This is a genomic window from Microvirga sp. GCM10011540 (genome assembly GCF_042650665.1).
GTDB lineage: Bacteria > Pseudomonadota > Alphaproteobacteria > Rhizobiales > Beijerinckiaceae > Microvirga > Microvirga lenta.
The window spans coordinates 1-24,973 of the sequence record NZ_JBHSBQ010000135.1 but is presented as its reverse complement, the minus strand read 5'-3'; the positions used below and the strand labels follow the sequence as shown (position 1 = coordinate 24,973).

At 65.8% G+C, this 24,973-nt stretch carries 21 protein-coding genes; 13 read left to right on the top strand and 8 right to left on the bottom strand.

The genetic code is table 11. The features are described from left to right. Window positions 1-8: 8 nt before the first annotated feature. Window positions 9-1,403: an aldehyde dehydrogenase family protein gene (locus tag ACFOYU_RS20445; protein WP_377035032.1), complete on the top strand. Its 1,395-nt coding sequence runs from the start codon at window positions 9-11 to the stop codon at window positions 1,401-1,403. Window positions 1,404-1,411: 8 nt separating this feature from the next. Beyond that, the gene (locus ACFOYU_RS20440; protein WP_226740057.1) at window positions 1,412-2,575 is read left to right on the top strand and encodes an iron-containing alcohol dehydrogenase; all 1,164 of its coding nucleotides are present in this window, start codon (window positions 1,412-1,414) and stop codon (window positions 2,573-2,575) included. 67 nt (window positions 2,576-2,642) lie between these two features. Here the strand turns inward: ACFOYU_RS20440 and ACFOYU_RS20435 are convergent, their stop codons facing one another. Together ACFOYU_RS20435 and ACFOYU_RS20430 are read right to left on the bottom strand one after the other, a co-directional pair. After that, complete coding sequence (locus ACFOYU_RS20435) at window positions 2,643-3,209, bottom strand: NADPH-dependent FMN reductase (protein WP_377035031.1); 567 nt, start codon at window positions 3,207-3,209, stop codon at window positions 2,643-2,645. Window positions 3,210-3,453: 244 nt separating this feature from the next. Beyond that, window positions 3,454-4,113: an HAD family hydrolase gene (locus ACFOYU_RS20430; protein WP_377035030.1), complete on the bottom strand. Its 660-nt coding sequence runs from the start codon at window positions 4,111-4,113 to the stop codon at window positions 3,454-3,456. A gap of 174 nt (window positions 4,114-4,287) precedes the next feature. On the opposite strand from ACFOYU_RS20430, the gene ACFOYU_RS20425 reads away from it, so the two are divergent. Beyond that, window positions 4,288-5,055 carry an ion transporter gene (locus tag ACFOYU_RS20425; protein WP_226740050.1) on the top strand — a complete coding sequence of 256 codons (768 nt, stop codon included), beginning with the start codon at window positions 4,288-4,290 and terminating at the stop codon, window positions 5,053-5,055. A 3-nt stretch (window positions 5,056-5,058) separates the two neighbouring features. On the opposite strand, the gene ACFOYU_RS20420 is transcribed toward ACFOYU_RS20425, so the two are convergent. The 4 genes from ACFOYU_RS20420 to ACFOYU_RS20405 form a co-directional block, all read right to left on the bottom strand. Continuing rightward, window positions 5,059-6,165, bottom strand: a complete 1,107-nt coding sequence (locus tag ACFOYU_RS20420; RefSeq protein WP_377035049.1) for an ABC transporter ATP-binding protein — start codon at window positions 6,163-6,165, stop codon at window positions 5,059-5,061. Window positions 6,166-6,170: 5 nt separating this feature from the next. Further along, window positions 6,171-8,357, bottom strand: coding sequence for an ABC transporter permease (locus tag ACFOYU_RS20415; protein ID WP_377035029.1), 2,187 nt, complete (start codon window positions 8,355-8,357; stop codon window positions 6,171-6,173). Between the two features lie 119 nt (window positions 8,358-8,476). Continuing rightward, complete coding sequence (locus ACFOYU_RS20410) at window positions 8,477-9,523, bottom strand: ABC transporter substrate-binding protein (RefSeq protein WP_377035028.1); 1,047 nt, start codon at window positions 9,521-9,523, stop codon at window positions 8,477-8,479. A 162-nt stretch (window positions 9,524-9,685) separates the two neighbouring features. Next, on the bottom strand, window positions 9,686-10,480 hold the full coding sequence (locus ACFOYU_RS20405; RefSeq protein ID WP_377035027.1) for an inositol monophosphatase family protein: 795 nt from the start codon (window positions 10,478-10,480) through the stop codon (window positions 9,686-9,688). A gap of 200 nt (window positions 10,481-10,680) precedes the next feature. On the opposite strand from ACFOYU_RS20405, the gene ACFOYU_RS20400 reads away from it, so the two are divergent. The 6 genes from ACFOYU_RS20400 to ACFOYU_RS20375 all read left to right on the top strand — a co-directional run bounded on the left by ACFOYU_RS20400 (window position 10,681) and on the right by ACFOYU_RS20375 (window position 16,156). Next, window positions 10,681-11,106: an NUDIX hydrolase gene (locus ACFOYU_RS20400; protein ID WP_226740042.1), complete on the top strand. Its 426-nt coding sequence runs from the start codon at window positions 10,681-10,683 to the stop codon at window positions 11,104-11,106. A gap of 140 nt (window positions 11,107-11,246) precedes the next feature. After that, window positions 11,247-12,422, top strand: coding sequence for a zinc-dependent alcohol dehydrogenase (locus ACFOYU_RS20395; protein WP_377035026.1), 1,176 nt, complete (start codon window positions 11,247-11,249; stop codon window positions 12,420-12,422). Between the two features lie 12 nt (window positions 12,423-12,434). Continuing rightward, window positions 12,435-12,992 carry a cyclase dehydrase gene (locus tag ACFOYU_RS20390; RefSeq protein ID WP_226740037.1) on the top strand — a complete coding sequence of 186 codons (558 nt, stop codon included), beginning with the start codon at window positions 12,435-12,437 and terminating at the stop codon, window positions 12,990-12,992. 15 nt (window positions 12,993-13,007) lie between these two features. Next, a complete protein-coding gene (locus ACFOYU_RS20385; RefSeq protein ID WP_377035025.1) occupies window positions 13,008-13,454 on the top strand; it encodes a DUF488 family protein in 447 nt (148 codons plus the stop codon). Between the two features lie 67 nt (window positions 13,455-13,521). Further along, a complete protein-coding gene (locus tag ACFOYU_RS20380; RefSeq protein ID WP_377035024.1) occupies window positions 13,522-14,064 on the top strand; it encodes an MOSC domain-containing protein in 543 nt (180 codons plus the stop codon). 280 nt (window positions 14,065-14,344) lie between these two features. Continuing rightward, the gene (locus ACFOYU_RS20375; protein ID WP_226740031.1) at window positions 14,345-16,156 is read left to right on the top strand and encodes an ABC transporter ATP-binding protein; all 1,812 of its coding nucleotides are present in this window, start codon (window positions 14,345-14,347) and stop codon (window positions 16,154-16,156) included. Window positions 16,157-16,210: 54 nt separating this feature from the next. Here ACFOYU_RS20375 and hemN read toward each other — a convergent pair whose 3' ends face one another. Next, window positions 16,211-17,548, bottom strand: a complete 1,338-nt coding sequence (hemN, locus tag ACFOYU_RS20370) for an oxygen-independent coproporphyrinogen III oxidase (RefSeq protein WP_377035023.1) — start codon at window positions 17,546-17,548, stop codon at window positions 16,211-16,213. A gap of 141 nt (window positions 17,549-17,689) precedes the next feature. Between hemN and ACFOYU_RS20365 the strand changes: the two genes are divergently transcribed. The 3 genes from ACFOYU_RS20365 (at window position 17,690) to ACFOYU_RS20355 (ending at window position 21,782) form a co-directional block, all read left to right on the top strand. Continuing rightward, entirely contained in the window at window positions 17,690-18,202 is a 513-nt protein-coding gene (locus ACFOYU_RS20365; RefSeq protein ID WP_377035022.1) for a GAF domain-containing protein, read from the top strand. Window positions 18,203-18,290: 88 nt separating this feature from the next. After that, the gene (locus ACFOYU_RS20360; protein WP_377035021.1) at window positions 18,291-20,411 is read left to right on the top strand and encodes an adenylate/guanylate cyclase domain-containing protein; all 2,121 of its coding nucleotides are present in this window, start codon (window positions 18,291-18,293) and stop codon (window positions 20,409-20,411) included. Window positions 20,412-20,483: 72 nt separating this feature from the next. Beyond that, on the top strand, window positions 20,484-21,782 hold the full coding sequence (locus ACFOYU_RS20355; RefSeq protein ID WP_377035020.1) for an NAD(P)/FAD-dependent oxidoreductase: 1,299 nt from the start codon (window positions 20,484-20,486) through the stop codon (window positions 21,780-21,782). A 266-nt stretch (window positions 21,783-22,048) separates the two neighbouring features. On the opposite strand, the gene ACFOYU_RS20350 is transcribed toward ACFOYU_RS20355, so the two are convergent. Continuing rightward, window positions 22,049-22,357, bottom strand: a complete 309-nt coding sequence (locus ACFOYU_RS20350; protein ID WP_226740020.1) for a hypothetical protein — start codon at window positions 22,355-22,357, stop codon at window positions 22,049-22,051. 704 nt (window positions 22,358-23,061) lie between these two features. Between ACFOYU_RS20350 and ACFOYU_RS20345 the strand changes: the two genes are divergently transcribed. Continuing rightward, a complete protein-coding gene (locus ACFOYU_RS20345) occupies window positions 23,062-24,744 on the top strand; it encodes a methyl-accepting chemotaxis protein (protein WP_377035019.1) in 1,683 nt (560 codons plus the stop codon). Window positions 24,745-24,973: the final 229 nt, after the last annotated feature.

The following is a 24,973-nucleotide window of genomic DNA, read 5'->3' as shown; positions in this document are numbered from 1 at the left end:
GCAGGATCATGGCCGACACCGATATCGTCTGCATTTCCCCGATCGACGGGCGCGAACTCGTTCGCCGGCCGATCATGTCCGAAGCCGCCATCGGTGCCGCCGTCACCGCGGCCCGCGAGGCGCAAAGGGAGTGGCGCAACGCGCCCCTGCCGGAGCGCGCCAGGAAGGTGGAGGCCTTCCTCGATGCGCTGCTCGCCATCAACCAGGAGGTGGTGCCCGAGATCGCCCAGATGATGGGCCGTCCCGTGCGCTACGGCGGCGAGTTCCGCGGGGTCGAGGAGCGGGCGCGCTACATGATCCGCATCGCGGAACAGAGTCTCAGGCCCATTCCCGCCGACGACGAGAAGCCGGGCTTCCGCCGCATGATTAAGCGCGAGCCGGTGGGGCTCGTTCTCGTCATCGCCCCCTGGAACTATCCGTATCTCACGGCCATCAACACCATCGTGCCGGCCCTCATGGCCGGAAATGCGGTGCTCCTCAAGCACGCCTCGCAGACCCTGCTCGCGGGCGAGCGCTTCCAGATGGCGATGGACCGCGCCGGAATGCCCAAGGGCCTGTTCCAGAACCTCGTGCTGAGCCACGACCAGACGAGCCGCATCCTGGGCGCAGGACTCGTGGATCACTGCAACTTCACCGGCTCCGTCTCCGGCGGGCGCTCCATCGAGCGCGCGGCGGCGGGCACCTTCACGTCGCTCGGGCTCGAGCTCGGCGGCAAGGACCCGGCTTATGTGCGCGAGGATGCCGATATCGACCATGCCATCGAGAATCTCGTGGACGGCGCGTTCTTCAACTCGGGTCAGTGCTGCTGCGGCATCGAGCGGATCTACGTGCACGAGAAGCATTACGATCGGTTCGTGGAGGGCGCGGTCGACCTCGTGAACAAGTACGTTCTCGGCAATCCCCTGGAGGAGGCGACGACCCTGGGGCCGATGGCGCACAAGCGCTTCGCCGATCTCGTGCGCCAGCAGAATGCGGAAGCGGTGGCCAAGGGTGCGAAGGCGCATATCGACGCCAAGGCCTTCCCGGCGGATGTGGGCGATACCGCCTATCTCGCGCCGCAGGTGCTGACCGGCGTGGACCATTCCATGAGCGTGATGCGCGACGAGAGCTTCGGACCGACCGTCGGCATCATGAAGGTCGCGGGCGACCAGGAGGCGATCCGTCTCATGAACGACTCGCCCTACGGCCTGTCCGCCGCCATCTGGACCTCCGACGTCGATGCGGCTGAAGCCATCGGCGACCGGCTTGAAACCGGCACCGTGTTCATGAATCGCTGCGACTATCTCGATCCCGCTCTCGCCTGGACCGGCGTGAAGGATACCGGCCGCGGCGCGAGCCTGTCACGGCTGGCCTACGAGTCGCTCACCCGTCCCAAATCCTACCACCTGCGCCACGCGCTTTGAGTTCAACGATGACCGCTTCTCCTCGCTCGAATTGGAACTACCCGACCCCCGTGCGCTTCGGCGCCGGCCGCATCTCGGAGCTGGCCGAAGCCTGCCGCGCGGTGGGCATGTCGGCCCCGCTCGTGGTCACCGACCCGTTCCTGGCGACGCAGCCGATGACGAAGGCGGCGCTCGACCAGCTCACGGCCGCCGGCCTCAAGGCGGCGATCTTCTCGGACATCAAGCCGAACCCGGTCGAGACGAACGTCTACAAGGGGCTCGAAGCCCTCAAGGCCGGCAGCCATGACGGCGTGGTCGCCTTCGGGGGCGGCTCTGCCCTCGATGCCGGCAAGGTCATCGCGTTCATGGCGGGCCAGACCCGTCCCATGTGGGACTTCGAGGATATCGGCGATTGGTGGACCCGCGCAGATCCCAAGGGCATCCTGCCGATCATCGCGGTGCCGACCACGGCGGGCACCGGCTCGGAAGTGGGCCGTGCCGGCGTGATCACGCAGGAGGCCACGCATACCAAGAAAGTGATCTTCCATCCACTGATGATGCCGAAGATCGTGATCTGCGACCCCGAGCTCACCGTGGGGATGCCGCCCCACATCACGGCCGGCACCGGCCTCGATGCGCTCGCCCACTGCATCGAAGCCTATTGCGCGCCCGGCTACCATCCGATGGCGGACGGCATCGCGGTCGAAGGCATCCGCCTCGTGAAGGAATACCTGCCCCGCGCCTACAAGGACGGCAAGGACATCGAGGCCCGCGCCAACATGATGTCGGCCGCCGCCATGGGCGCCACCGCCTTCCAGAAGGGGCTCGGCGCCATCCACGCCCTGTCGCATCCGGCGGGCGCGCTCTACGACACCCATCACGGCCTCACCAACGCGGTCTTCATGCCCTATGTGCTGGTCTACAATCGCGAGGCCATCGAGGCGAAGATCGAGCGGCTCGCCGCCTATCTGGGGCTGGAGCCGTCGTTCCAGGCCTTCCTCGACTGGGTGTTGAAGCTGCGCAAGGATCTCGGCGTGCCGCACACGCTGGAGGGCATCAAGATCGACAGCGCCCGCTTCGACGAGATGTCCGCCATGGCTCCGGACGATCCGACGGCTGGCGGCAATCCGGTGCCGATCACGAGGGAGAGCGCCCGCAAGCTCTACGAGAACGCGCTGGCGGGACGCGTCTGACACGCTCCTGAGGCTGCATAACAGACGGCACCGTCGGCGTCGGCGGTGCCGTTTTTTTTCGAGCGGATCAGCCCCGCATCGGCTTCAGCGCCTCGGCCCAGCGGTGGAGTTCGTCCAGCATCGGCTTCACGGATCTCTCGACCAGCTCGTTGGGCCTGAAGTTCTTCTCCTCGTCGAGGAACTGGGCATAGTTCGGGATCGGAATGCCCTCCGTCATCGGCATCATCTTGAGCGCCGTCACCACCTGTTTCGACATCTGGACCGAACGAAGGCCGCCCGAGACGCCGCCATAGCTGACGAAGCCCGCAGGCTTGTAGTTCCACTCCTTGTAGACGTAGTTCAGGGCGTTCAGGAGGGACGGCGGCGAGCCGTAATTGTATTCCGGCGTCACGAACACGAAGGCATCGGCGGCGTGAACGCTGGCGCTCCAGGCCTTCGTATGGTCATGCTCGTATTTCTGCAGCCGCGGATGATGGGGCTCGTCCAGGAGCGGCAGGTCGAAATCGGCGAGGTCCACCAGCACCGGCTCGAACTTCCCATGTTCCACAGCCTTTGCATGAAACCACTCGGCGATCATGGGCCCGGCCCGGCCGGGGCGCGTGCTGCAGATGATGGTGTGAAGCTTGAGCGTCATCGGTTTTCCTGAATTTGCGTCCGAGAGGAGGAGATTCCAGGCCCGCCTTGCAACAATGCTTCGTCGAACTCGGTTTCGCCATAGGCTTCATGGGCACTTTTCAGCGCCCAGATCGTGGTCCAACTCGGAGAAGGTCCGAACCGTTTCAACGAAATCGCAAGCGTGTTGCTGACGGGTGGGCTGCAATGGCGCCCGGAAAGGCCGTGCCGGGCACGGCCACCGAGCGACAATGGATGCGTGTCGTTCAGGCTGCCACCCGGCGCTCCAGAATCTCCCAGAGGGCCGGGTCGTGGAAATCCGCGATGGACCGGTCGGCCCCGAAGCCCTTCATCTCCTCGGCCGTCAGGCCGGTGAGGACACCGAAGGAGAAGAGGCCGGCAGCCTTGGCCGCCTTCATGCCCGAAGGGGAATCCTCGAAGGCGATGGCTTCCTCCGGGCCAAGCCCCAGCCTCTGGAGGGCGGTGAGATAGGGCAGGGGGTCGGGTTTGCCGCGCTCCACCTCCTCGATGGTGATCTTGACGGAGAAGCGCTGGGCCAGCCCCAGCACGTCGAGCATGTGGGTGGCGTTGAGAACCGGGGCATTGGTGACGAGGGCGATCCCGATCCCGCGCGCCTCGGCCCAGTCGAGGAGATCGACCAAGCCGTCCAGGGGCTTGAGGTCCAGGGCCATGCGGCGGAAGGCGGCCTCCTTGCGGTCGGCGAAGACCACATGTTCCTCCACCGTCCGGTGGGGCAGCAGGGACGCGAAAATCGCCTCGTTGGTGCGGCCGATGATGGAGGAGCGGTACAGTTCCTCGTCGATCACGACGCCTTCCGGCCCCAGGATCTCGGCAAACGCCTCCAGATGCGTCGGGTCGCTGTGCACCAGAGTGCCGTCCATGTCGAAAATCAGAGCTTTGAGCATCGTCGTCCCGTCAGTCGCGTTGGGGCCATCCGTGCGGACGGCCGAGCTTGTTCGAGGCCCCTGTTGGAATCCCGCCTCTGCCTTATAGATAAATCGCCAGCCGATAAACCGTTACCGAGCGTCGCCCTTGCCTATCGCCCAGGACATTCCCCGCCCGCCACGCGAGTTCCCCCCATGCGGGTGATCGAAAAGCTGAGGGCTCTCTACGAGGGCGACACGCCCGAGGCGCATCGCTTCCGTTACGGCCTGCTGGTTTTCGACCTGACGACGATCCTCTTCATCGTCGTCTCCTCCTTCCTCCCCCGCACGATCGTGCTGGAGGTGGTCGATGTGGTCATCGGCCTCATCGTGCTGGCCGATTTCTCCGCCCGCATCGCCATCAGCCGCAACCGGTGGAAGGACTTCGCGCATCCCGTCACCCTGGCCGACGTGGCTGCCATCGTGTCGTTCCTCGCGCCCGTCGCGGGGGAGGGCATCGGATTCCTGCGCATCCTCCGCACGGTCAGGCTCCTGCGCACCTATCAGTTGCTCGTGCGCCTGCGCGCCGACAGTCCTTTCTTCCGCCGGAACGAGGACCTGATCGTCGCGACGGTCAATCTGGGGGTGTTCATCTTCATCATGACGGGCTTCGTCTATGAGACGCAGCATTGGTCGAACCCGAAGATCGGCAACTACGTCGACGCGCTTTATTTCACCATCGCGGCGCTGACCACCACCGGCTTCGGCGACATCACCCTCACCGGAACCCTCGGGCACCTGCTGTCCGTGGCCATCATGATCTTCGGCGTGACCCTGTTCCTGCGGCTGGTCCAGGTGTTGTTGCGGCCCAACAAGGTGCGCCACCCTTGCCCCGTCTGCGGATTGCTGCGGCACGACAGGGATGCGGTCCATTGCAAGGCGTGCGGAACGATCCTCAACATTCCGGACGAGGGAGCGGTCTGACCCTCACGCGCCCGGAACGATAGCGACGCCGCGCTGCCGGTCGAGGGAGATGGAAACCGCCGTTCCCGGGGCGATCGGCTCCTTGCGGCCGTACTGCACCACGAACAATTCGCCCATGGGGCTTGCAACCTCGTACTCGATCTGAGTGCCGAGATAGGAGGCTTTTTTGACCTGACCGGAGACCTCTCCCGGCCCGGCCGCCCCCTCGTTCAGCAGAACGGCATCCGGCCGCACGGCGAGCTTGACGGGGCCCTGCATTACGCCGCGGTGGGGAAGGTCGATCTTCAATCGGTCGATCTGCACATGGGCCCGGAGCCCGGCCAGCTCCACGACCGTGCCGTTCAGGATGTTGGCGTCGCCGATGAAGTCGGCCACGAAGAGATCCGCCGGTTCCTCGTAGAGTTCGCGCGGGGTGCCGGTCTGGGCGATGCGGGAATTCGACATCACGATGATCCGGTCGGAGACGGCCAGCGCCTCCTCCTGGTCATGGGTGACGTAGGCCACGGTCAGGTTGAGGTTCTGCTGGAGCTCGCGGATATCCTCGCGCACGCGCCGCCGCAGCTTGGCGTCCAGGTTCGAAAGCGGTTCGTCGAAGAGCAGGACCTGCGGTTCGAGCACGAGGGCGCGCGCCACGGCCACGCGTTGCTGCTGTCCTCCCGACAGCTCCGACGGAGCGCGCTTTTCGAGACCGGTCAGGCCCACGAGGGCGAGCTTCTCCATCGCCATCGCCTGCGCGTCCTTCCTGGATGCGCCCTGAACGGACGGACCGTAGGCGACGTTCTCCAGCACGGACATATGCGGGAAAAGGGCGTAGGACTGGAACACCATGCTCACGTCCCTGTCCGCGGCCGAGAGGTTCGTCACGTCGCGGCCGCCGATGAGGATCTGTCCGGCACTCACCATCTCGAGACCCGCGATCATGCGCAGCGTGGTGGTCTTGCCGCATCCGGACGGCCCGAGCAGCGTGACCAGCTGGCCGGGCTCGATGGTGAAGGACACGTCGTCCACGGCCGTGACGCTGCCATAGCGCTTCGTCACGTTGCGAAATTCCACCGAAGCGGCCTGCTTGCCGGAGGCGGTGGGGCGGGTCAGGGTGGAGATGGCTGTCATCTGGTTCATGGCACTGCTTGGACGGCGACGGGAGCGGCATTGGCGGCGGCGGAGCGTCGTCCGAGGCGCCTCTCGCCGACGGCGAGCTGGATCATGACGATGGCCAGCAGCATGACGAGGATGAGAACGGTGGAATAGGCGATCGCCAGGCCGAACTCACCCGCCTCGACCCGGCCGACGATATAAGTCGTGGCCATGTTGTACTCCGCCGTCACCAAGAAGATCACGGCGCTCACCGCCGTCATCGCCCGCACGAAGGAATAGACCAGGGACGCGACCACGGCAGGCCGGAGCAGGGGAAGCACCACGCGCCGCATGGTGGTGGCGGAGCGGGCTCCGAGAGTGAGCGACGCCTCATCGAGGCTCTTGTCGATCTGGCTCAGCGTCGCGATGCCCGCGCGCACGCCCACCGGCATGTTCCGGAACACGAAGCACATGACCAGGATGAAGCCTGTCCCGGTGATCTCGATGGGAGGCACGTTGAAGGCGAGAATGTAGGAGACGCCCACCACGGTGCCGGGAATGGCGAAGCTGAGCAGGGTGCCGAACTCGAAGGCGCGCTGCCCGGAGAAGCGCTGGCGGGTCAGGAGATAGGCCGTGAGCAGGCCGACCGCCGCCGTCAGCGGCGCCGCAAGCGCCGCGACCTTCACGGTGGCGAAGAACGAATCCCAGGCGGAGCCCGAGAAATGCAGGCCCCATTCCGTGTTCTCGATGCGGAAGGCGGTCAGGAGATGGTCGAGGGTGGGCGTGTAGTCGCGGCCCATGGAGCGGACGAAGCCGCCGACGACGATGATCGCATACACCACGAGCGTGAAGAGCGCCCATGGAATGGCGGTGAGATACGAGGCCGCCGCGACGCGCCGCGGCAGGGGGAGGGGGATGCCCGCATCGCCCTTGCCGGTCACGGTCGTGTAGACCTTCTTTCCGAGCCAGGCATGCTGGAGCCAGAACGCGCCGAGGGTGAAGGCCAGAAGGATGATCGAGAGCACGGCCGCGCGCCCCTGGTCCTGCTGCGCGCCGACGACGGCAAAGAAGATCTTGGTGGACAGAACCTCGTAGTTCCCGCCCAGCACCAGCGGGTTTCCGAAATCCGCGAGGCTTTCCACGAAGCCGAGGAGGAAGGCGTTGGCCAGTCCCGGCCGCATGAGCGGGAGGGTGATGGTCATGAAGGTCGTCCAGCTCTTGGCGCGCAAGGTCTGGGACGCTTCCTCGAGAGTCGGGCTGATGCCTTGCACCACCCCGATGAGAACGAGGAATGCGATCGGCGTGAAGGCCAGGAGCTGGGCGATGAAGATGCCGGGCAGCCCGTAGATCCAGCGCGAGCGCGGAATTCCGAACCAGTCCCACAGCACGGCGGACAGAGCGCCGGAGCGCCCGAACAGCAGGATGAGCGCGAGACCGATCACGAAGGGAGGCGTGATGATGGGCAGAACGCTCATCACGCGCAGCAGCTTCTTGTAGCGGAAGGCGGTACGCGTGGCGATCAGCGCGAAAGCGAGGCCCAGGGCCGTGGTCCCGAAGGCCACCAGAACCCCGAGGAACAGGGTGTTCCAGGCCACGCCGCAGCGTAGGTTGCTCGTGAGGCAGTCGAGCCCCCAGATGGACTGGTCCGTGAACTTCGCGGCGAATTCGGCGGGCGCGAAGTTGCCGTCGTTGTCGGCGAAGGCGCTGGCGAGAATGGTGCTGACGGGAAAGAACACGAAAACGATGATCAGGGCGATCACCACGCCGATGGACGAGGTCACGAAGGCGTCGCCCCGGCACCACCCGCGAGCGGCGAAGCCATGGCACAGAACGATCAGAAAAGCCGTCAGCGTCAGCGTCGCGCCGTAGCCGATGCCGTCCTGAGTGGGGCCGGGTTCGCCGAAGAGGACCTTCAGGACCTCGAAGGTCCAGCCGTTCATGCCGATGGCGAAGCCCTGCAGGATGACGAGCCCGAGACCCAGCAGGCCGGAGGCGATGAGCCACGTGCCGTCGGATTCCCGTGAGCCCGCGAAGGCAGGACGCAAGCCCATGACGAGCGGCAGCAGAATGGGCAGGAGCCACCAGGCGCCCGTCAGCCCGTGCACGAGGCCCGACCTTCCCACGAAATAATCGCCTATGGATGAAGCGGCTCCGTCCAGGCCGTACCAGGGCAAAAGGGCGTAGCCGATCCAGCCCAGCACGATCCAGCCAAGGGTGGCTCGTGACATGTCAGTTCTCGCCTGAGTTCGAAGCGGGTCCTTGCGGGAGCCCGCCCCTCGATGATCGATAGGCCGATATGCCCCGCGAAGCGACGTGGCTTCGCGGGGGCGGCGGTTTCAGGTCCGAACTACTTCGGCAGGTTCTTCACCTCGTTGTCCCACTTTGACAGGAGGCGCCTGCGCTCTTCCGACGAGCCGTACTTGGCGAAGTCGAAGTTGATCAGCTTGATCTCGTCGAGCTTCGGCGCCTGCGGCGGCACCGGCGTATTCTTGTTGGAGGGAACCTGATAGGACTTGGCTTCCGCGCCGAGCTTCTGAGCGGCCGGGGTCAGGGCCCAGTCGTAGAATTTCTTCGCGTTCTCGAGGTTCTTGGCGCCCTTGATGATCGACATCGAGCCGATCTCGTAACCCGTGCCCTCGCAGGGAGCCACGACCTTCACCGGCGCGTTGTCCACCACCATCGTCACCATGTCGTGCATGAAGACGATGCCGACGGTGGTTTCTCCCAGCGCCGTCGCCTTGGCCGGAGCCGCGCCTGACTTGGTGTACTGGTTGACGTTCTTGTGCAGGGACTTGAGGTATTCGAAGCCCTTCTCCTCGCCCATCAGCTGAACGATGGTGGCAAGGAGGGTATAGGCGGTGCCGGATGAATTCGGGTCCGCGACCTGCACCTCGTCCTTCAGGTCCTCATTGAGGAGGTCGGCCCAGCACTTCGGCTCCTTGATCCCGTTCGCCTTGACGAGCTCGGTGTTGTAGCCGAAGCCGAGAGCGCCCGAGTAGATGCCGACGGTGCGGTTCTTCGACTGCTCCCACTGGCGCACGGCCCAGTCCTGCAGCTCGCCCAAGTTCGGCGACTTGTATTCCACGGTCAGCCCTTCCTCGGCCGCCTGCATGTGGGGGTCGCCGGTGCCGCCCCACCAGATGTCGGCGCGAGGGTTCTGAGCTTCCGCCTTCACCTGCGCATAGATCTCGCCGGAGCTCTTGCGAGTCATCGAGACCTTGATGCCGGTCTCGCGCTCGAAGGCGCTTGTCATGGCGCGGCACCATTCCTCCTGCACGGCGCAGTACATGACGAGCGCGCCCTGTGCCTGGGCTGCTCCCGTGGACATGAGGGAAAAGGCGGCGGCCGTACCCGCCAGCATCGTGGCGGCAAAAAGGCTGTTTCGACGTGTCATAGGCATCCTCCCGTTCGGCTTGTGAATTTTTTTCTTGGTCGGCTAAGCTCCAACCATTGGGCGGAGAGGTCAAGACGTTTGCCGAAAGTTTTGCCTTCGGCTTTCAGGATGATCGAGCCGCGCCCGCACGGGCCGACGGAGAAACGCCGGGCGATGGAGCGATCAGGGCGCCTTGGCGATGCCCGTCGCCGCGACCAGCCGGTCAGCCAGTTCCGCCGTGCAGGCCAGAACCGGATTGCCGTTCCGAAGCCCGTCCCCGGCCAGGAAATCGTTGGTCCAGCCCCCGGCCTCCTCCACGATGAGGAGGCCCGCGAGGGCATCCCAGGAATTGATGTGGAGTTCGCAATAGGCGTCGATCCGTCCGTCCGCCACATAGGCGAGGCCCAGGGTGCCCGACCCTGCGCGACGGACGTTGGCGCCCGCCGCTTTCAGGTTCTTCACGAGGTCCACATAGACCTCATGGGTGAGGCGCGGCGACCATCCGGCTTCCACCGTCGCGTGCTGGATTTCGGCCAGGCCGCTGGTGCGGATCGGCAGGCCGTTGAGGCTGGCGCCGGCCCCGCGCAGAGCCGTGTAGAGCTCGTCCTGCATCACGTCGTAGATCACCCCGATCTCCACCCGGTTGTCGCGCACGAAGGCGATCGAGATGGCGAAGTGGGGGATGCCGCGGGCGAAGTTGGCGGTGCCGTCGATGGGATCCACGACCCAGACATCCCGCTCGAAGGAGCCGCCGCCTTCTTCGCCGAAGAAGGCATCGTCGGGAAAGAGTCCGTGGAGCCGGGTTCGGATGAGCTCCTCGACTTCGGCATCCGTGACGGTGAGGAAGTCCTGGTGCCCCTTGAAGTCCGGGAGCTGGGAGCGCGGCCTCTCGTGGAAGCGCCGGCGGGCCAGCATGCTTGCCTCCCTGGCAATGGCGCAGGCCGCCGCCAGCCTCGTCTCCAAACCGTCTCGTGTCATGGCCCCCGCTCGCCTCTCAGGATCAAAATGCTTGCTGCTACGTTGTCAGGCATTCATCATCGATTGCTCGAATGCCGTGGAACGGCTCCCGTCAGGAAAGGCCATGTCTCCAAAGCACATCGAATTGATCCTTTATTAGCCGGCTCCAATCAACTAGGCTTTGCAGGAACGCTCTCGGAATCCCCATCCTTCACGGTCGAATGCCCCGAACCTCCAAAGAACGACTGAGTCAGGTCGCAGCGCTTCCCTTCCGGGTCAGGGAAGGCAGGGTCGAGGTGCTTCTCGTAACGTCACGGGAAACCAGGCGGTGGCTGATCCCCAAGGGCTGGCCCATGAAGGGCAAGAAGCCTCACAAGGCGGCGGCGCAGGAGGCGGTCGAGGAGGCCGGCGTCAAGGGCGAGATCAAGCAGAAGCCCCTCGGGCATTACGATTACTGGAAGCGGCGGGCGACACATTTCGACCTGTGCCGGGTCGACGTCTATCCGCTCGAGGTGTCCAAACAGCTCAGGTCGTGGCGGGAGAAGGGCCAGCGCGATGCGCGGTGGTTCGAGGTCGAGGAGGCAGCCCACCAGGTGCTGGAGCCCGCTCTCGCCCAGCTGATCCGGAGCCTTCCCGAGCACCTCTAGGTCCGCCTCCTTGGGAGTAAGGCTCCGTTTTTTTGGGCCGGCCAGGGAACGCAAAGTCCCTCTAGAAGTCTTTTCCTTTACGGCATCAGACGAGGGCGCGAGCTTGGCTTTTTGCGCCTTGTCCCAAGGGGAGAACTTCCATGAAAGCTTTGCGCTGGTACGGAAAGGGTGACATTCGGTGCGAGTCGGTTCCCGATCCCGAGATCGAGGATCCCCGCGACGCCATCATCAAGGTGACCAGCTGCGCCATCTGCGGCTCCGACCTCCATCTCTACGACCACTTCATGCCCGGCATGAAGAAGGGCGACATCATGGGCCACGAGTCCATGGGAGAGGTGGTCGAGGTCGGATCGGCGGCGAAGAGCTCCCTCAAGGTCGGCGACAGGGTGGTCATCCCCTTCACCATCATCTGCGGCGAGTGCGATCAGTGCAAGCGCGGCAACTTTTCGGTCTGCGAGCGGACGAACCGCAACGGCGAACTCGCCGCGACCGCCTTCGGCCATCCCACCGCCGGCCTCTTCGGCTACACTCACCTCACGGGCGGCTATCCCGGCGGACAGGCGGAATACCTGCGCGTTCCCTATGCCGACAAGACGCATATCAAGGTGCCGAACGGAATTCCCGACGAGCAGCTTCTCTTCCTGAGCGACATCTTCCCGACGGGCTGGCAGGCCGCCGTTCAGTGCGACATCGAGCCGACGGACACGGTCGCCATCTGGGGCGCGGGGCCCGTGGGTCAGATGGCGATCCGCAGCGCCCTTCTCCTCGGCGCGAAGCAGGTCATCGCCATCGACCGCCTGCCCGAACGCCTCAGCATGGCAGAGGCGGGCGGCGCGATCACGATCAACTTCCAGGAGGAGAGCGTGATCGAGCGGCTGAACGAGCTCACCGGCGGCAAGGGTCCCGAGAAGTGCATCGACGCGGTGGGCCTCGAGGCCCACGTCTCCATGACCCATCCCGATACCATCCTCGACCGCGCCAAGCAGGCGGTGATGCTGGAGAGCGACCGTCCGCACGTCCTGCGCGAGATGATGTATGTGTGCCGGCCTGCCGGCGTGCTGTCCGTCGCGGGCGTCTATGGCGGGCTTCTCGACAAGATCCCGTTCGGCGCCGTCATGAACAAGGGCCTCACGATCCGCACCGGGCAGACCCATGTGAACCGCTGGACGGACGACCTCCTGCGCCGGATCGAGGAAGGACAGATCGACCCGTCCTTCGTCATCACCCACACTGTCGGACTGGACGACGGTCCGGAGATGTACAGGACCTTCCGCGATAAGAAGGACGGCTGCATCAAGGTTGTTCTCAAACCCTAACGAGGTGCTGTCATGGCTCATCATCGCTCAGGTTCCCGCCAATCGGCCGATGCGCTCGCCCGCGGCCTCGGATGGTTCAGCATCGCCCTCGGCGCGGTCGAATTGTTCGGCGGCAGAAGCGTCGCCCGCTGGCTCGGCATGGAGCGGCACGAGAGGCTGATCCGGGCTTACGGCGTGCGCGAGATCGTGACGGGCGTGGGCATTCTCGCGTCCAAGGATCCGACGCCGTGGATCTGGGGACGCATCGGCGGCGATGCCCTCGATCTCGCGACGCTCGGCAAGGAGCTGAACGAATCCGACGCCGATCGGGATCGCGTGGGGATCGCCATGGGCGCCGTGGCAGGCGTCACCGTACTCGACGTCATGTGCGCCAATGCCCTGACCGGACAATCCATGCAGGAGCGCGCGCGGCGCTGGGACTACAGCGACCGCAGCGGCCTGCCGCGTCCGGCGGATCAGATGCGCGGCGCAGCGAGCGATTTCCAGACGCCGCGCGACATGCGGATTCCCGATGCCCTGCGGCCCTACAAGCAGCCGCAGCTGCAGGGGCGTCCGCAGCCGTCGATGTAGGACCCCCGTTCCTGCATGAGCAAGCAGGTCTTCACGATCGGATACGAGGGAGCGGACATGGACCGCTTCCTCACCGTTCTGCAGGATTCGGGCGTTTCGATCCTCGCGGACGTGCGCGCGGTGGCGCTGTCGCGCAAGCGCGGGTTCTCCAAGTCCGCCCTGAAGGATGCTCTGGCCGGCCGGGACATCGGCTATCAGCATTACAGGCAACTCGGCACCCCGAAGGAAGGGCGCCAGGCCGCACGGGCCGGCGATGGGGAGCTGATGCGGCGCATCTATTGCCAGGAGGTTCTCGACACTCAGCCGGCTCAGGATGCCCTCGAAGAGCTGACGGTGCTCGCCGAAAGCCGTCCGGTCTGCCTGCTCTGCTTCGAGCGCGATCCTGCCAATTGCCACCGGCGCGTCCTGGCGCAGCGGCTTGCAGCCAAGGGGCTCGAGATCGTGGATCTCTCCGTTCCCTGAACGGTGTTGACAGATCGCGCCGCACGGGCTCCGCTGGCCCCGGATTCGGACGGAGCATTTGAGACGAATGAGCGCCATCATCACCGCCGTGAGCTGCAGTGCCTCGCACTCGTTCAGCAAGTCCAACCGCTCCGGCATCCGCCTTCTGGCCGGGCTGGGGGTCGAGGGCGATGCCCATGCAGGCCGGACCGTCAAGCATCGATCCCGCGTGACCAAGGATCCGAGCCAGCCCAATCTGCGCCAGGTTCATCTGATCCATTCCGAATTGTTCGAGGAATTGCAGGGCGCGGGATTCTCCGTTGCTGCGGGCGAGATGGGCGAGAACATCACCACGCGCGGCATCGATCTCCTGGCCCTGCCGACGGGCGCGCGGCTGCATCTCGGCGACGACGCAATCATCGAAGTGACCGGCTTGCGCAATCCCTGCGTTCAGATCGACCGGTTCCAGAAGGGCCTGATGAAGGCGGTCCTCGGCCGCGACGAGGAAGGAAACCTCATCCGCAAGTCCGGCGTGATGGCGGTCGTCCTGCAGGACGGAGAGGTGAAACCCGGCGACACGATCCGCGTTGATCTTCCGCCGGGACCACATCGGCCGCTCGATTGCGTGTGACGCAGTCGAGAACGGGGCGAGAGGTTGCCAAGTTTGTCTGAATACTGTATTTCCCTGTCAGTTTTGCTTTCAGAGAGGGAGGAGTGCATGGCCTTTAAATGCTTGCTCAACAACCCTCCCGCATCCAAGCTCTAGGCTTGACGACGCGGGACCGCTGGGTCCTGCACGCGCGACCCTCCACCATTTTTCGACGAGCGAATTCCGACGCGCCCTGAGTCCGTCGTGAGAGATCGCTCCGTGCTTTCGAGGAAAGGCCTGCCTTGCGCGGCCTGTTCATCTCATGACCCGAGACACCAAGAGCGGGGATGCGACCCGCGACGTTCTGCGATTCACTTTCCGGCACTGGCGCGGCCAGCCGGGCTATGTCGGCCTGATCGTCGGGACCATGATGGCGTCCACGCTTGCGGACGTGTTCATGCCCGTCTTTGCCGGCCGCCTCGTCGACGCCATCACGGTGGGCGAGGCCGACCGTGACGCCGCGCTCCACGCGGCTCTCGTGGCCTTCGCCCTCATGACCGGGCTCGGCCTCGTCACGATCGTCATGAGGCATCTGGCCTTCTACGGCATCGTCGAGCTGACGCTGCGCGTCATGAGCAGCGTGGCGCAGGATGCTTTCGCGCGCGTGCAGCGCTTCTCGACGGACTGGCATGCCAACAGCTTCGCCGGATCGACCGTGCGCAAGATCACGCGCGGCATGTGGGCTCTCGACCTGATGCACGACACGCTCCTTCTGGCGCTCCTGCCGTCCCTCGTCGTGCTGGTCGGATCGATGGTGGTGCTCGGGCTGCACTGGCCCGTCATGGGCCTCGTCGTCGCCGTGGGCACGGCGGCCTTCATCGTCATGACCGTGCTGCTTGCCACGCGCTATGTGGCTCCGGCCGCACGGCTTGCGAACGCGTGGGACACGAAGGTGGGCGGCACGCTCGCCGATGCCATGAGCTGCAATGCGGTGGTGAAGGCCTTCGGGGCCGAGGAGCGGGAGGACCTGCGCCTCACGCGGGTGCTCGACAAGTGGCAGAGCCGCACCCGTCGCCTCTGGCAGCGGGGGACGAACAGCGGAACCGTGCAGTTCATCGCCCTGCTGGCCATCCGGGCGGCCATCATCGGCACGGCGTTGTGGTTGTGGTGGAGCGGCGATGCGACGCCCGGCGACCTCGCCTACGTGCTCACGACCTATTTCGTGATCCACGGCTATCTGCGCGACGTGGGCATGCACGTGAACAACCTGCGCCGCTCCGTGAACGACATGGAGGAGCTGGTGGCGATCCACCGGGAGCCCTTCGGCGTGGTCGATCGTCCCGATGCGCGCCCGATCCGGATCGGGCGGGGCGAGATCGCCTTCGAGCATGTGGACTTCCACTATGCCGGCCATGCGACCCCGCTCTACCGGGACCTGTCGCTCGTCATCCGGGCAGGCGAGCGCGTCGGTCTCGTCGGGCCGTCGGGATCGGGCAAGACGACCCTCGTCAAGCTGATCCAACGCCTCTACGACCTGAACGGCGGCAGCATCCGCATCGACGGGCAGGACATTGCCGAGGCGCAGCAGGCTTCCCTGAGGGCGCAGATCGCCATCGTCCAGCAGGAGCCGATCCTGTTCCACCGCACCCTCGCGGAGAACATCGCCTATGCCCGTCCGGGCGCGACCATGGCGGAGATCGAGCGTGCGGCACGCCTGGCCAATGCGCACGACTTCATCACGCGCCTCCCGAAGGGATATGGCACCCTCGTGGGCGAGCGCGGCGTGAAGCTGTCGGGCGGGGAGCGCCAGCGGGTGGCGATTGCCCGCGCCTTCCTGGCCGATGCGCCGATCCTCATCCTGGACGAGGCGACCTCCGCCCTCGATTCCGAGTCGGAGGTGCTGATCCAGCAGGCCATGGAGCGGCTCATGGAGGGGCGCACCTCCATCGTGATCGCCCACCGCCTCGCGACCGTGAGGGCTCTCGACCGGATCCTCGTGTTCGACAAGGGGCGGATCGTGGAGGAGGGATCCCACGAGAGCCTGTACCGCCAAGGGGGACTCTACCGCCGCCTCTGCGACCACCAGGGACTGGAATTCGCAAAGGACGACCGGTTCGGACTGGCCGCGGAATGAGAACAGGCGGGCCGTGAACCTCACGGCCCGCCTGTGTTGAATGGATGGCAGCCGTCACACGGCGGGGCTGAAACGCGCCACGTCGGCAGCGCGGAACCTGTCGAATGCGGAGGCCGCGAGGCGAACGAAGGGCCGGCCGGCTTCGGTCACGGCGACGGTTTCGTCCTCCAGCGTGATCAGGCCGTCCTCGGCCAGGGGGCGCAGCAGGGCCAGCTCGTTCGTATAGGCGCCCCGGTCTGCGTGAGTGCTCAGATCCACGCGGAAATTGCACATCAGGGTCTCGATGATCGAGCCCCTGGCCCGGTCGTCCGAGGTCAGGCGGTAGCCACGGACGGAGGCGAGCCTGCCTTCGGCGATGCTGCGCATGTAGGTGCCGATATCGGCGACGTTCTGAATGTAGCCTTCGGGGAGCTGGGAGATGGCCGAGGCGCCGAAGCCGATCAGAACCGGCCGGTCGTCGTCGGTGTATCCCTGGAAGTTGCGATGGAGCTGCCCTGAGCGGCTGGCGGCGGCGAGAGGGTCGTCCGGACGGCCGAAATGATCGAGCCCGATGGCGACATAACCGTTGCCGGTGAACTCCTCGGCCACGGCCTGCGACTGCAGGAAGCGCTCCTCGGCTCCGGGCAGGGCCGCTTCGTCGATGAGGCGCTGCTGCGCCTTGCGCCGGGGCATGTGGGCATAGCCGTAGCAGGCGATGCGCTCGGGCCGAAGGGCCAGAACCTTGGCGCAGGTCGCCCGGACCGATGCGACCGTCTGGTGGGGCAGGCCGTACATCAGGTCGAAGTTCAGGCGCTCGATTCCGGCGGCGCGCAGCAGGCCGGCCGCTTTCTCGACGGTCTCCAGCGGCTGCACGCGCCCGATGGCGAACTGGACCTGCGCATCGAGGTCCTGAACGCCCAGGCTGGCCCGGTTGACCCCGATGGCGGCAAGCCCCTGCGCCAGCGTCTCGTCCACGTAGCGCGGGTCGAGTTCGATGGCATGTTCGAACCCGTCCTCGAACACGGCGTGCCGCGACAGCACGTCCATGACGGATACAAGACCGTCGGGCCCGAGAATGCTCGGCGTTCCTCCGCCCCAGTGCAGCCGGGCCACCCGGAGGCGCCCCTGCAGATGCCGGGACGCGAGCGCGATCTCGGCCTCCAGGCTCTCGCGGTAGCGCTGCACCACCTCGTCCCGCCGCGCCACCTTGGTGTGGCACCCGCAATAATGGCAAAGCTGGCGGCAATAGGGGACGTGGAGATAGACCGACACGCTCTCCCCGAGATCGAGCCGCCGCAGCCAGCCCTCGTGGTCGGATGCCCCGACCTCCGGCGAGAACTCGGCGGCCGTCGGATAGGAGGTGTAGCGCGGCACCGGCAGGCTGCCGTAGCGGCGAACGAGATCGTTGGACATGACTTGCCTCTTGTTCATGACCGGGGCGACGCCGGACGGCACCCGGCATAAGCCGCCGCCTGCCCGCAAGCCTTGATCACGATCAATTCCCGGCGCTCCGCGGCCCTGGACAAGGGGGCGGCGGACCCATAAATCAGCCCCATGTTCACACCGACCGCCCTTCCCGTGTCCGGCAGCAAGCAGGACTTCTACGCCTCCCTCGCCCAGCAGCTCTCCGGCCTGCTCCATGGCGAGCCCGATGCGATCGCCAATGCGGCCAACATGTCGGCCCTGCTCTACGATCTCATGCCCGACCTGAACTGGGCGGGGTTCTACTTCATGCGGGGAGGGGAGCTCGTCCTGGGGCCGTTCCAGGGCAAGGTCGCCTGCGTGCGCATCGCCGTGGGACGCGGGGTCTGCGGCACCGCCGTGGAGCGGAAGGCCTCGGTCGTGGTGCCCGACGTTCACGCCTTCCCGGGCCATATCGCCTGCGACAGCGCCTCCCGCTCGGAGCTGGTCGTGCCTCTCGTCAAGGATGGCCGGGTTCTGGGCGTCCTCGATCTGGACAGCCCGAACCCGGCCCGGTTCGACGAGGAGGACCGCGAGGGCTGCGAGAGGCTCGTGCGGATCTATCTCGAAGCGTCGGATATCGCAGACGGCTCTTTCGGTCTCTGAGAAGGGCGCCCGGACTTTCTCGGATCGGGAAAGGCATGTTACTGGTGCTGCCTGCCTTCGCGGCGATCGAAGCTCCCGGGGATGAAGGGTGAAACAGCGCGCAGAGCGAAAACCGTTCCTCTGGTCTCTGCAGGCCCTGCTCGCCCTCGTCTTCACGCTCGTCGTGCTCGCCATCTCCGCCGCGCTGATCGGGTTCAACCACCACCAGCTGACGGCGCTCACGATCCGCGACGCCGAGGACGACTTCCAGCGCATCGCCAGCAATGTGCGGAACGAGCTCGCGGGCAGTCTCCGGATTGCGGGCTCCGTCCTCGATACCGTCTCCATCACCATCGATCCCGAGCTTCCTTCCGAGCAGCTGGTCGTGACCCTGACCGCGGTGTTGAAGGAGCTCGATGAGGTTCTGCCGGCTGCGACGGGGGTCTTCCTGGGCCGCAGCGACGGGAGCCATGTGGTCGTGCAGACGATCAGCGATGCACGGCCGCCCGAAATCGGCCCGGAATCCCACGACGGGGCCTACGTCTTCATGATCGTCGAGCCGGCGACGGATGGGCCGTCGGCACGGTGGATCGTCGTGGACGCGCAGGGCAGGGAGTTGCGGCGGATTGGGTCTCGGCCGACCGCCTTCGACCCCCGGAGGCGTCCCTGGTATGCGCCCGCCCTGGCCAGCGGCGATGTGATCCTCACGCCTCCCTACCGTTTTGCCAGCGTGCCCGAGGCCGGAGTGACGCTGGCGCGGCAGGCGCGGCAGACACCCGGCGCCGTCTTCGGCATCGACATGACCCTCGCCAGTCTCGATCTTTACCTGGAGCGCCTGCGCTTTCCGCCGGATCTGGAACTTCTCGTCTTCGACGCGGCCGGCACCCTGATCGCGCATCCGCGCGGAGGCTCGTACCGGATGATCCGCCAGGCCGACCGGAACAACAGGCTCCTCACGGTCGACGATCTCGGCTCTCCGCTGCTCAGCGGCATGTACCGAACCTTTCAGGAGGCGCCCGGCCGAAAGGAGCGGAGCGCGTCCTTCACGGTCGGCGACGAGAACTATTTCAGCCGCACCGAACAGGTCGGCGAAGGGTTCGACAACCTGTTCATCAGCCTTGCCATTCCCTTCGACACCATGATGGGGCCGGCGGAGCGGATCCGCACCGGGCTTCTCGTGATCTCCGGCATTTCCGTCGCCGTCACTCTGCTGATCGTCCTGCTCGCGGCCCGCTACCTGGCGCGCCCCCTGCGTCTGGCGACGGACGACATTCGCAGGATCATGAAGTTCGAATTCGGACATGCGCGCCGGTCGCAGTCCCACGTGATGGAGGTCAGGGAGCTCTCGCGTGCCATCGACACGCTCGAACTCGCCCTGAGCAACTTCATGCGCTACGTGCCGAACGCCCTGGTGCGCGGCATCATCGGCCGCAAGATGTCGTCCGAGCTCGGCGGCAAACGCCAGGCGATCACCGTGCTGTTCACCGACGTGGCCGGCTTCACGCCCATGGCGGAAGGCCTCGATCCCGAGGAGGTGATGGCCAAGACGTCCCGCTATTTCAGCGAGATCGGCGGCGAACTGGTCCGTTCGGGAGCCACCATCGACAAGTATATCGGCGACAGCATCATGGCGTTCTGGAATGCGCCCGAGGAGCGGGAGGATCACGTCGCTCTCGCCTGCCTCGGCGCCCTGCGCGCCGCGCGCCGCCTCGACCGGCTCAACGAGGATTTCGTCGCCGAAGGCGGTGCGCCCATGCAGACCCGGTTCGGCCTGCATACGGGCGAGGCCGTCATCGGCAATGTCGGCTCGGTCGACCGGATCAACTACACGGCCCTCGGCCACACGGTGAACATGGCTTCCCGGCTCGAGAAGCTGAACAAGCGCTACGGCACGACGATCCTCGTCAGCGAGGACGTCCAGCGTGCGACGGCGGGCGAATACGTGTTCCGCTTCGTCGACCGGACGGTGCCGGAGGGGGCGCACCGCCCGATGATCATCTACGAGCTTCTCGGCGCCGCGGGAGACGACGAGAGCGAACTGGCGCCCGATCCGGACCGGTTGCGGACCCTCGAGGATTGGGAGAGGGCGCGGGCCAGCTACGAGGCCGGCGACTGGCCGAAGGCGGCGGCGCAGCTCGAGGCCCTGGCTGCCGCCGCGCCCAATGACCGCCTTTTCCAGGTTTATCTGCATCGCTGCCATGCTAGTCTCCAGCCGTCCCGGACCGGGTGAGAACCCAAAGCCTGGCGGGCACCCGCTCGAACGGAGCTTTCGCCTTCCTTCCGCCCCCTGCCAGTCACGGACATGACCTCCTCCTACATCGACAGCTACTACAGCCGGACGCTCGCCACGTCCGAGACCTATCCGCAGGCTCGGGGCCGTATCGGAGCCGACATCTGCATCGTCGGCGGCGGTCTTGCGGGACTGACGGCGGCGCTGAAGCTGGCGCGGAGCGGCCGGTCCGTCGTGGTTCTCGAAGCGCAGCGCATCCTGTGGGGAGCCTCAGGCCGCAACGGCGGCTTCGTGTCGGCCGGATACGCGACGGGATTGTCCGCCATCGAGCGCCGGGTCGGCCCGGACCAGGCCAAGGCGCTCTACCGCCTCTCCATCGAAGGCGTCGATATCGTGAGCGACCATATCCGGGACCTCGCCATCGGAGAGGCCAGGCCCGTTCCCGGCATCGTGAAGGCGTTGCGCTACGACTCGCGCGGGGCCCTGCGGGCCGCCCGGGACAGGATGGAGCGCGAATTCGGCCTCGAACAGCGCTACCTGCCGCGGGACGAGGTCAGGGCGATGTTCGTTTCTCCCCGGTATCAGGAGGGGCTTCTCGACGGGAGGGCCTTCCATTTCCACCCCTTGAACTACGGGCGCGCCTTGGCCCGCGCCGCTGCCGGGCTGGGGGCAGGGATCCACGAGAACTCGGCGGTGGTCTCGGCGGAGCTCGACGGGCCGAGGAAGATGTTGCGCACGAAGGACGCGGAGATCGAGGCCGAGCATGTGCTCTTCACGACCGGCGGCTATACCGGCGGAGTTCTGCCGGCATTACGGACGGCGTTCCTGCCCGTCGCCACCTACGTGCTTCTGACGAAGCACGCGCCGGATCTCGTCCGCAATGCCATCCGCACCTCTGCCGCCGTGCTCGACGACCGCAGGGCCGGGGACTACTACCGCCTCGTCGACGATGGGAGCCGCATCCTCTGGGGCGGGCGGATCACCACGAGGACGACCGATCCGGCGGATATCGCCGCCCTGCTCCGGCGCGAGATGGTGGGCACCTATCCGCAATTGGCGGAGCTGAAGGTCGAGGTGGCCTGGTCGGGCCTCATGTCCTATGCCCGGCATCTGATGCCGCAGATCGGCCGGCTGCGGCCGGGCGTGTGGTTCTGCACGGCCTTCGGCGGCCATGGCATGAACACGACTGCCATCGGCGGAACGGTCGTCGCCGAGGGCATCGCCGGCGAAACCGACCGCTACCGCTTGTTCGAGCCTTTCGGCCTGGCCTGGAACGGAGGACTTTTCGGGCGGGCGGCGGTGCAACTGACCTATTGGGGCTATCAGGCTGCCGATGCGGCCCGGGAATACCGCTTCCGCCGAGGCTCCTGACCGAAGGGGCTGGGCGGACCGGCCCGCTCGTCAGAGCCTGACGGCCGATACGGCAACCCAGAGGAAGCCTAAGCCGACGGACAAGCCGACCCAATCCATGATGCGCGCCAGCGGGTCGCTGGCCGGGTGGCGTCGCTTCGGCTCATCCATCAAGTTCCTCTCAGGCTTGAACGGGGACGGGCAGAACAACGCTTAAGCTTGGGTTTGGTTCTCTCCTTGCGGGGGATGGGCCTTCAGGGCCCCCGAATGCCGCTTCTCGTGCGGGGTCAGTGCATGTTCTCTTTCTTGCTGGATTCGAGCGGGAAGGGAGGGGCGTCGACCTGCTCCTTCACGGCTTTCAGCTGCTTGACCCTCTCGCGGAAGTGCAGCGCAATCGCCTCGGACACGCGGGCCGTCGTTTCGGGCGTCGGCGTCTCGTCCTGCGACGAGTGGATCATCGCGATGGCGCTCATGACGCCGTCGTAGATCTCCCGCTCGCTCAATTCGAGTTTTCCGTCCTTGATCGACGCATCCAGGATAGCCTTGAAGCAGCCCTCGCGGACCCGCTTGGCGTATTCCTCGTCGAATTCTTTCATCTCGGGTACCCTCCTCACGGACCGGTGAGGCTTTACTGACTGACTAGTCTCCTCGACTTTGACCCCGGCGCGAAGCCAAACCTTCTCGGAAGGTTAAGGCTGCGCAAGAGTGTCGGCGTCAAACGGCGTTCCGTCGCGGTGATGCTGCCCTCGCGGTCGACAGGCGATCCTCGGTTCCGGCCCACGTCGAGACAGGTCGTCCGACTTCTATGTTAATTTAATGGCGTAGCTGGCCCGAGTCTCGTCCGCGTTGTGGAAATAACGGGGTGCCGCGGCCGACCGTACGGAGGTTTTGCCTCCCGGAACGTCCCGGCTCTCCCCGCAGGAGTGCCGCCAGGCACGACGGAACGTAAACCGTCGTTAAGACGAGATGATAAAATCTGGATCTTTTGCCAAGTTGACGCTGCTGTCTGACAGATGAAGCGAGGCGTTTGTCATTTCTCTTGCTCCGTACCGCGGAACAACACTTGGGAATTGAAAGCAATAATCAAAGTTTAACCGAGTTATGCTGAAGTTCCTCGTCTCCAGAGGGATCTGTGGTTCATAGGCGATACTCTGTTTCGGAAAGGCTTCCGTTACGCCCTGAATGCCCATCGGCCGCCTTGGCCGTTCGGGCATCCGCGCAGGAAGCCGTCCTCGAAGCTTGGCAATATCGCCCGCGGGCCATCGCTCCCCAATACAAAGCCGGAAAAAACGAGGAAGCTATGCGCCTGAAGCTCGGGATCACGACGAAGATCCATTCAATCACCCTGACGGCCCTGATCGGCATCGCCGCGATCATCGGCCTTTCGCTCTACCAACTCCGCGAGGAGATCGTCTCGGCCCAGGCCGTGAAGACCCATCATGTGGTCGAGGCCGCCTACGGCATCCTGTCGTACTACGAGGCCGAGGAGCGCGCCGGCCGCATGAGCCGCGCGGACGCCCAGAAGGCGGCCATGCAGGCCGTGAGAGGCCTGCGTTACGACAAGCAGGAGTATTTCTGGATCAACGACATGCATCCGCGCATGCTGATGCACCCGATCAAGCCCGAGCTCGAAGGTCAGGACATGACCGAGAACAAGGACCCGACCGGAAAGCGGCTCTTCGTGGCCTTCGTGGACACGGTGAAGCAGAGCGGAGCAGGTTTCGTCCCCTATCTCTGGCCCAAGCCCGGCGCGGAGCAGCCCGTCGGCAAGATTTCCTACGTGAAGGGCTTCCAGCCCTGGGGGTGGATCATCGGCTCGGGCGTCTATACGGACGACACGGCCGCCAAGGTCTGGGACACCGCCATGAAGCTGATGGCCGGCGTCGCCCTGATCGTTCTCGTCATCGCAGGCGTCGCGGCGCTGATCGGCCGAGGCGTGACGCGCCCGATCCTGGCCCTCAGCCAGGCGATGCGCGCCCTCGCCGAAGGCGACAAGCAGGTCGACGTGCCGGCCCAGAACCGCGCCGACGAGCTGGGCGAGATGGCTCATGCGGTCCAGGTGTTCAAGGGCGTCCTGATCGCCAAGGACGAGGCCGAGGAAGCTGCCGCTCTCGAGGCCGATGCCAAGTCCCGCCGCGCTCAGCGCCTGGACGAGATCGCCAAGCGTTTCGAGGCGAACGTGTCGGCTCTCACCCAGGGCCTGTCCACCGCCGCCCTGAGAATGGAGGCGACGGCCCAGACCATGGCGGCGACCGCCGAGCAGACGAACCATCAATCGACATCCGTCGCCAGCGCGGCCGAGAAGACGGCCGCCAACGTTCAGACCGTGGCGGCCGCGACCGAGGAGCTGTCCATCTCCACCCGCGAGATCGCGGCTCAGGTGGCGCACTCGACCCAGATCGCCGGCACCGCCGTCGAGGGCGCCAGGCGCACGGATGCGACCGTGCAGGCTCTCGTCACCACGGCAGAGCGCATCGGCAGCGTCGTGGCCCTCATCAACACCATCGCGGCACAGACCAACCTGCTCGCGCTCAACGCCACCATCGAGGCTGCCCGGGCCGGCGAGGCCGGCAAGGGCTTCGCCGTGGTGGCCTCCGAGGTCAAGGAACTGGCCGGCCAGACCACGAAGGCGACGGAGGAGATCAGCGCCCAGATCGCCGAGATCCAGCAGGTCACGCAGGAGGCCGTGAGCGCCATCCAGAGCGTCGGCAGCACGATCGGGGAGATGTCGAGCGTCTCGACGGCGATTGCGGCGGCCATCGAGCAGCAGGGCGCGGCCACCAGCGAGATCGCCCGCAACGTGCAGGAGGCAGCCCGCGGCACCGAGGCCGTCAGCGGCAACATCGTCGATGTGCAGCAGGGAGCCGGCCAGACCGGCGCGGCGGCGTCGCAGGTGCTCGATGCCGCCCAGGAACTGGCACGCCACTCGAACGATCTGAGTCAGGAGGTTCAGGCCTTCCTTGCCAGCGTCAAGGCGGCCTGAGGAGAGCCGAAGACACGCAATCCCGTCGGTGCGGCGGTCAAGGCCGCGGCACTGCGGGTTGCGCTCCCCGCAGTGCCATATGGGACTGGCGTGGAGGGTTTGGATTTCCTATATGGGGTTTGTCGGGTTTCGACCCGGCTATGACCGTAGAGGCTTTGTGGCATAGGCGTTTAGGACGCGGGTTCAATTCCCGCCGCCTCCACCACGAGCAGACGAGGGAGGCCTGGTC

Bases quoted from the DNA above. Each gene is read 5' to 3' on its own strand.
- ACFOYU_RS20445 (WP_377035032.1), top strand. From the start codon at position 9: ATGGCCGACACCGATATCGTCTGCATTTCCCCGATCGACGGGCGCGAA.
- ACFOYU_RS20440 (WP_226740057.1), top strand. From the start codon at position 1,412: ATGACCGCTTCTCCTCGCTCGAATTGGAACTACCCGACCCCCGTGCGC.
- ACFOYU_RS20435 (WP_377035031.1), bottom strand. From the start codon at position 3,209: ATGACGCTCAAGCTTCACACCATCATCTGCAGCACGCGCCCCGGCCGG.
- ACFOYU_RS20430 (WP_377035030.1), bottom strand. From the start codon at position 4,113: ATGCTCAAAGCTCTGATTTTCGACATGGACGGCACTCTGGTGCACAGC.
- ACFOYU_RS20425 (WP_226740050.1), top strand. From the start codon at position 4,288: ATGCGGGTGATCGAAAAGCTGAGGGCTCTCTACGAGGGCGACACGCCC.
- ACFOYU_RS20420 (WP_377035049.1), bottom strand. From the start codon at position 6,165: ATGACAGCCATCTCCACCCTGACCCGCCCCACCGCCTCCGGCAAGCAG.
- ACFOYU_RS20415 (WP_377035029.1), bottom strand. From the start codon at position 8,357: ATGTCACGAGCCACCCTTGGCTGGATCGTGCTGGGCTGGATCGGCTAC.
- ACFOYU_RS20410 (WP_377035028.1), bottom strand. From the start codon at position 9,523: ATGACACGTCGAAACAGCCTTTTTGCCGCCACGATGCTGGCGGGTACG.
- ACFOYU_RS20405 (WP_377035027.1), bottom strand. From the start codon at position 10,480: ATGACACGAGACGGTTTGGAGACGAGGCTGGCGGCGGCCTGCGCCATT.
- ACFOYU_RS20400 (WP_226740042.1), top strand. From the start codon at position 10,681: ATGCCCCGAACCTCCAAAGAACGACTGAGTCAGGTCGCAGCGCTTCCC.
- ACFOYU_RS20395 (WP_377035026.1), top strand. From the start codon at position 11,247: ATGAAAGCTTTGCGCTGGTACGGAAAGGGTGACATTCGGTGCGAGTCG.
- ACFOYU_RS20390 (WP_226740037.1), top strand. From the start codon at position 12,435: ATGGCTCATCATCGCTCAGGTTCCCGCCAATCGGCCGATGCGCTCGCC.
- ACFOYU_RS20385 (WP_377035025.1), top strand. From the start codon at position 13,008: ATGAGCAAGCAGGTCTTCACGATCGGATACGAGGGAGCGGACATGGAC.
- ACFOYU_RS20380 (WP_377035024.1), top strand. From the start codon at position 13,522: ATGAGCGCCATCATCACCGCCGTGAGCTGCAGTGCCTCGCACTCGTTC.
- ACFOYU_RS20375 (WP_226740031.1), top strand. From the start codon at position 14,345: ATGACCCGAGACACCAAGAGCGGGGATGCGACCCGCGACGTTCTGCGA.
- hemN (WP_377035023.1), bottom strand. From the start codon at position 17,548: ATGTCCAACGATCTCGTTCGCCGCTACGGCAGCCTGCCGGTGCCGCGC.
- ACFOYU_RS20365 (WP_377035022.1), top strand. From the start codon at position 17,690: ATGTTCACACCGACCGCCCTTCCCGTGTCCGGCAGCAAGCAGGACTTC.
- ACFOYU_RS20355 (WP_377035020.1), top strand. From the start codon at position 20,484: ATGACCTCCTCCTACATCGACAGCTACTACAGCCGGACGCTCGCCACG.
- ACFOYU_RS20350 (WP_226740020.1), bottom strand. From the start codon at position 22,357: ATGAAAGAATTCGACGAGGAATACGCCAAGCGGGTCCGCGAGGGCTGC.
- ACFOYU_RS20345 (WP_377035019.1), top strand. From the start codon at position 23,062: ATGCGCCTGAAGCTCGGGATCACGACGAAGATCCATTCAATCACCCTG.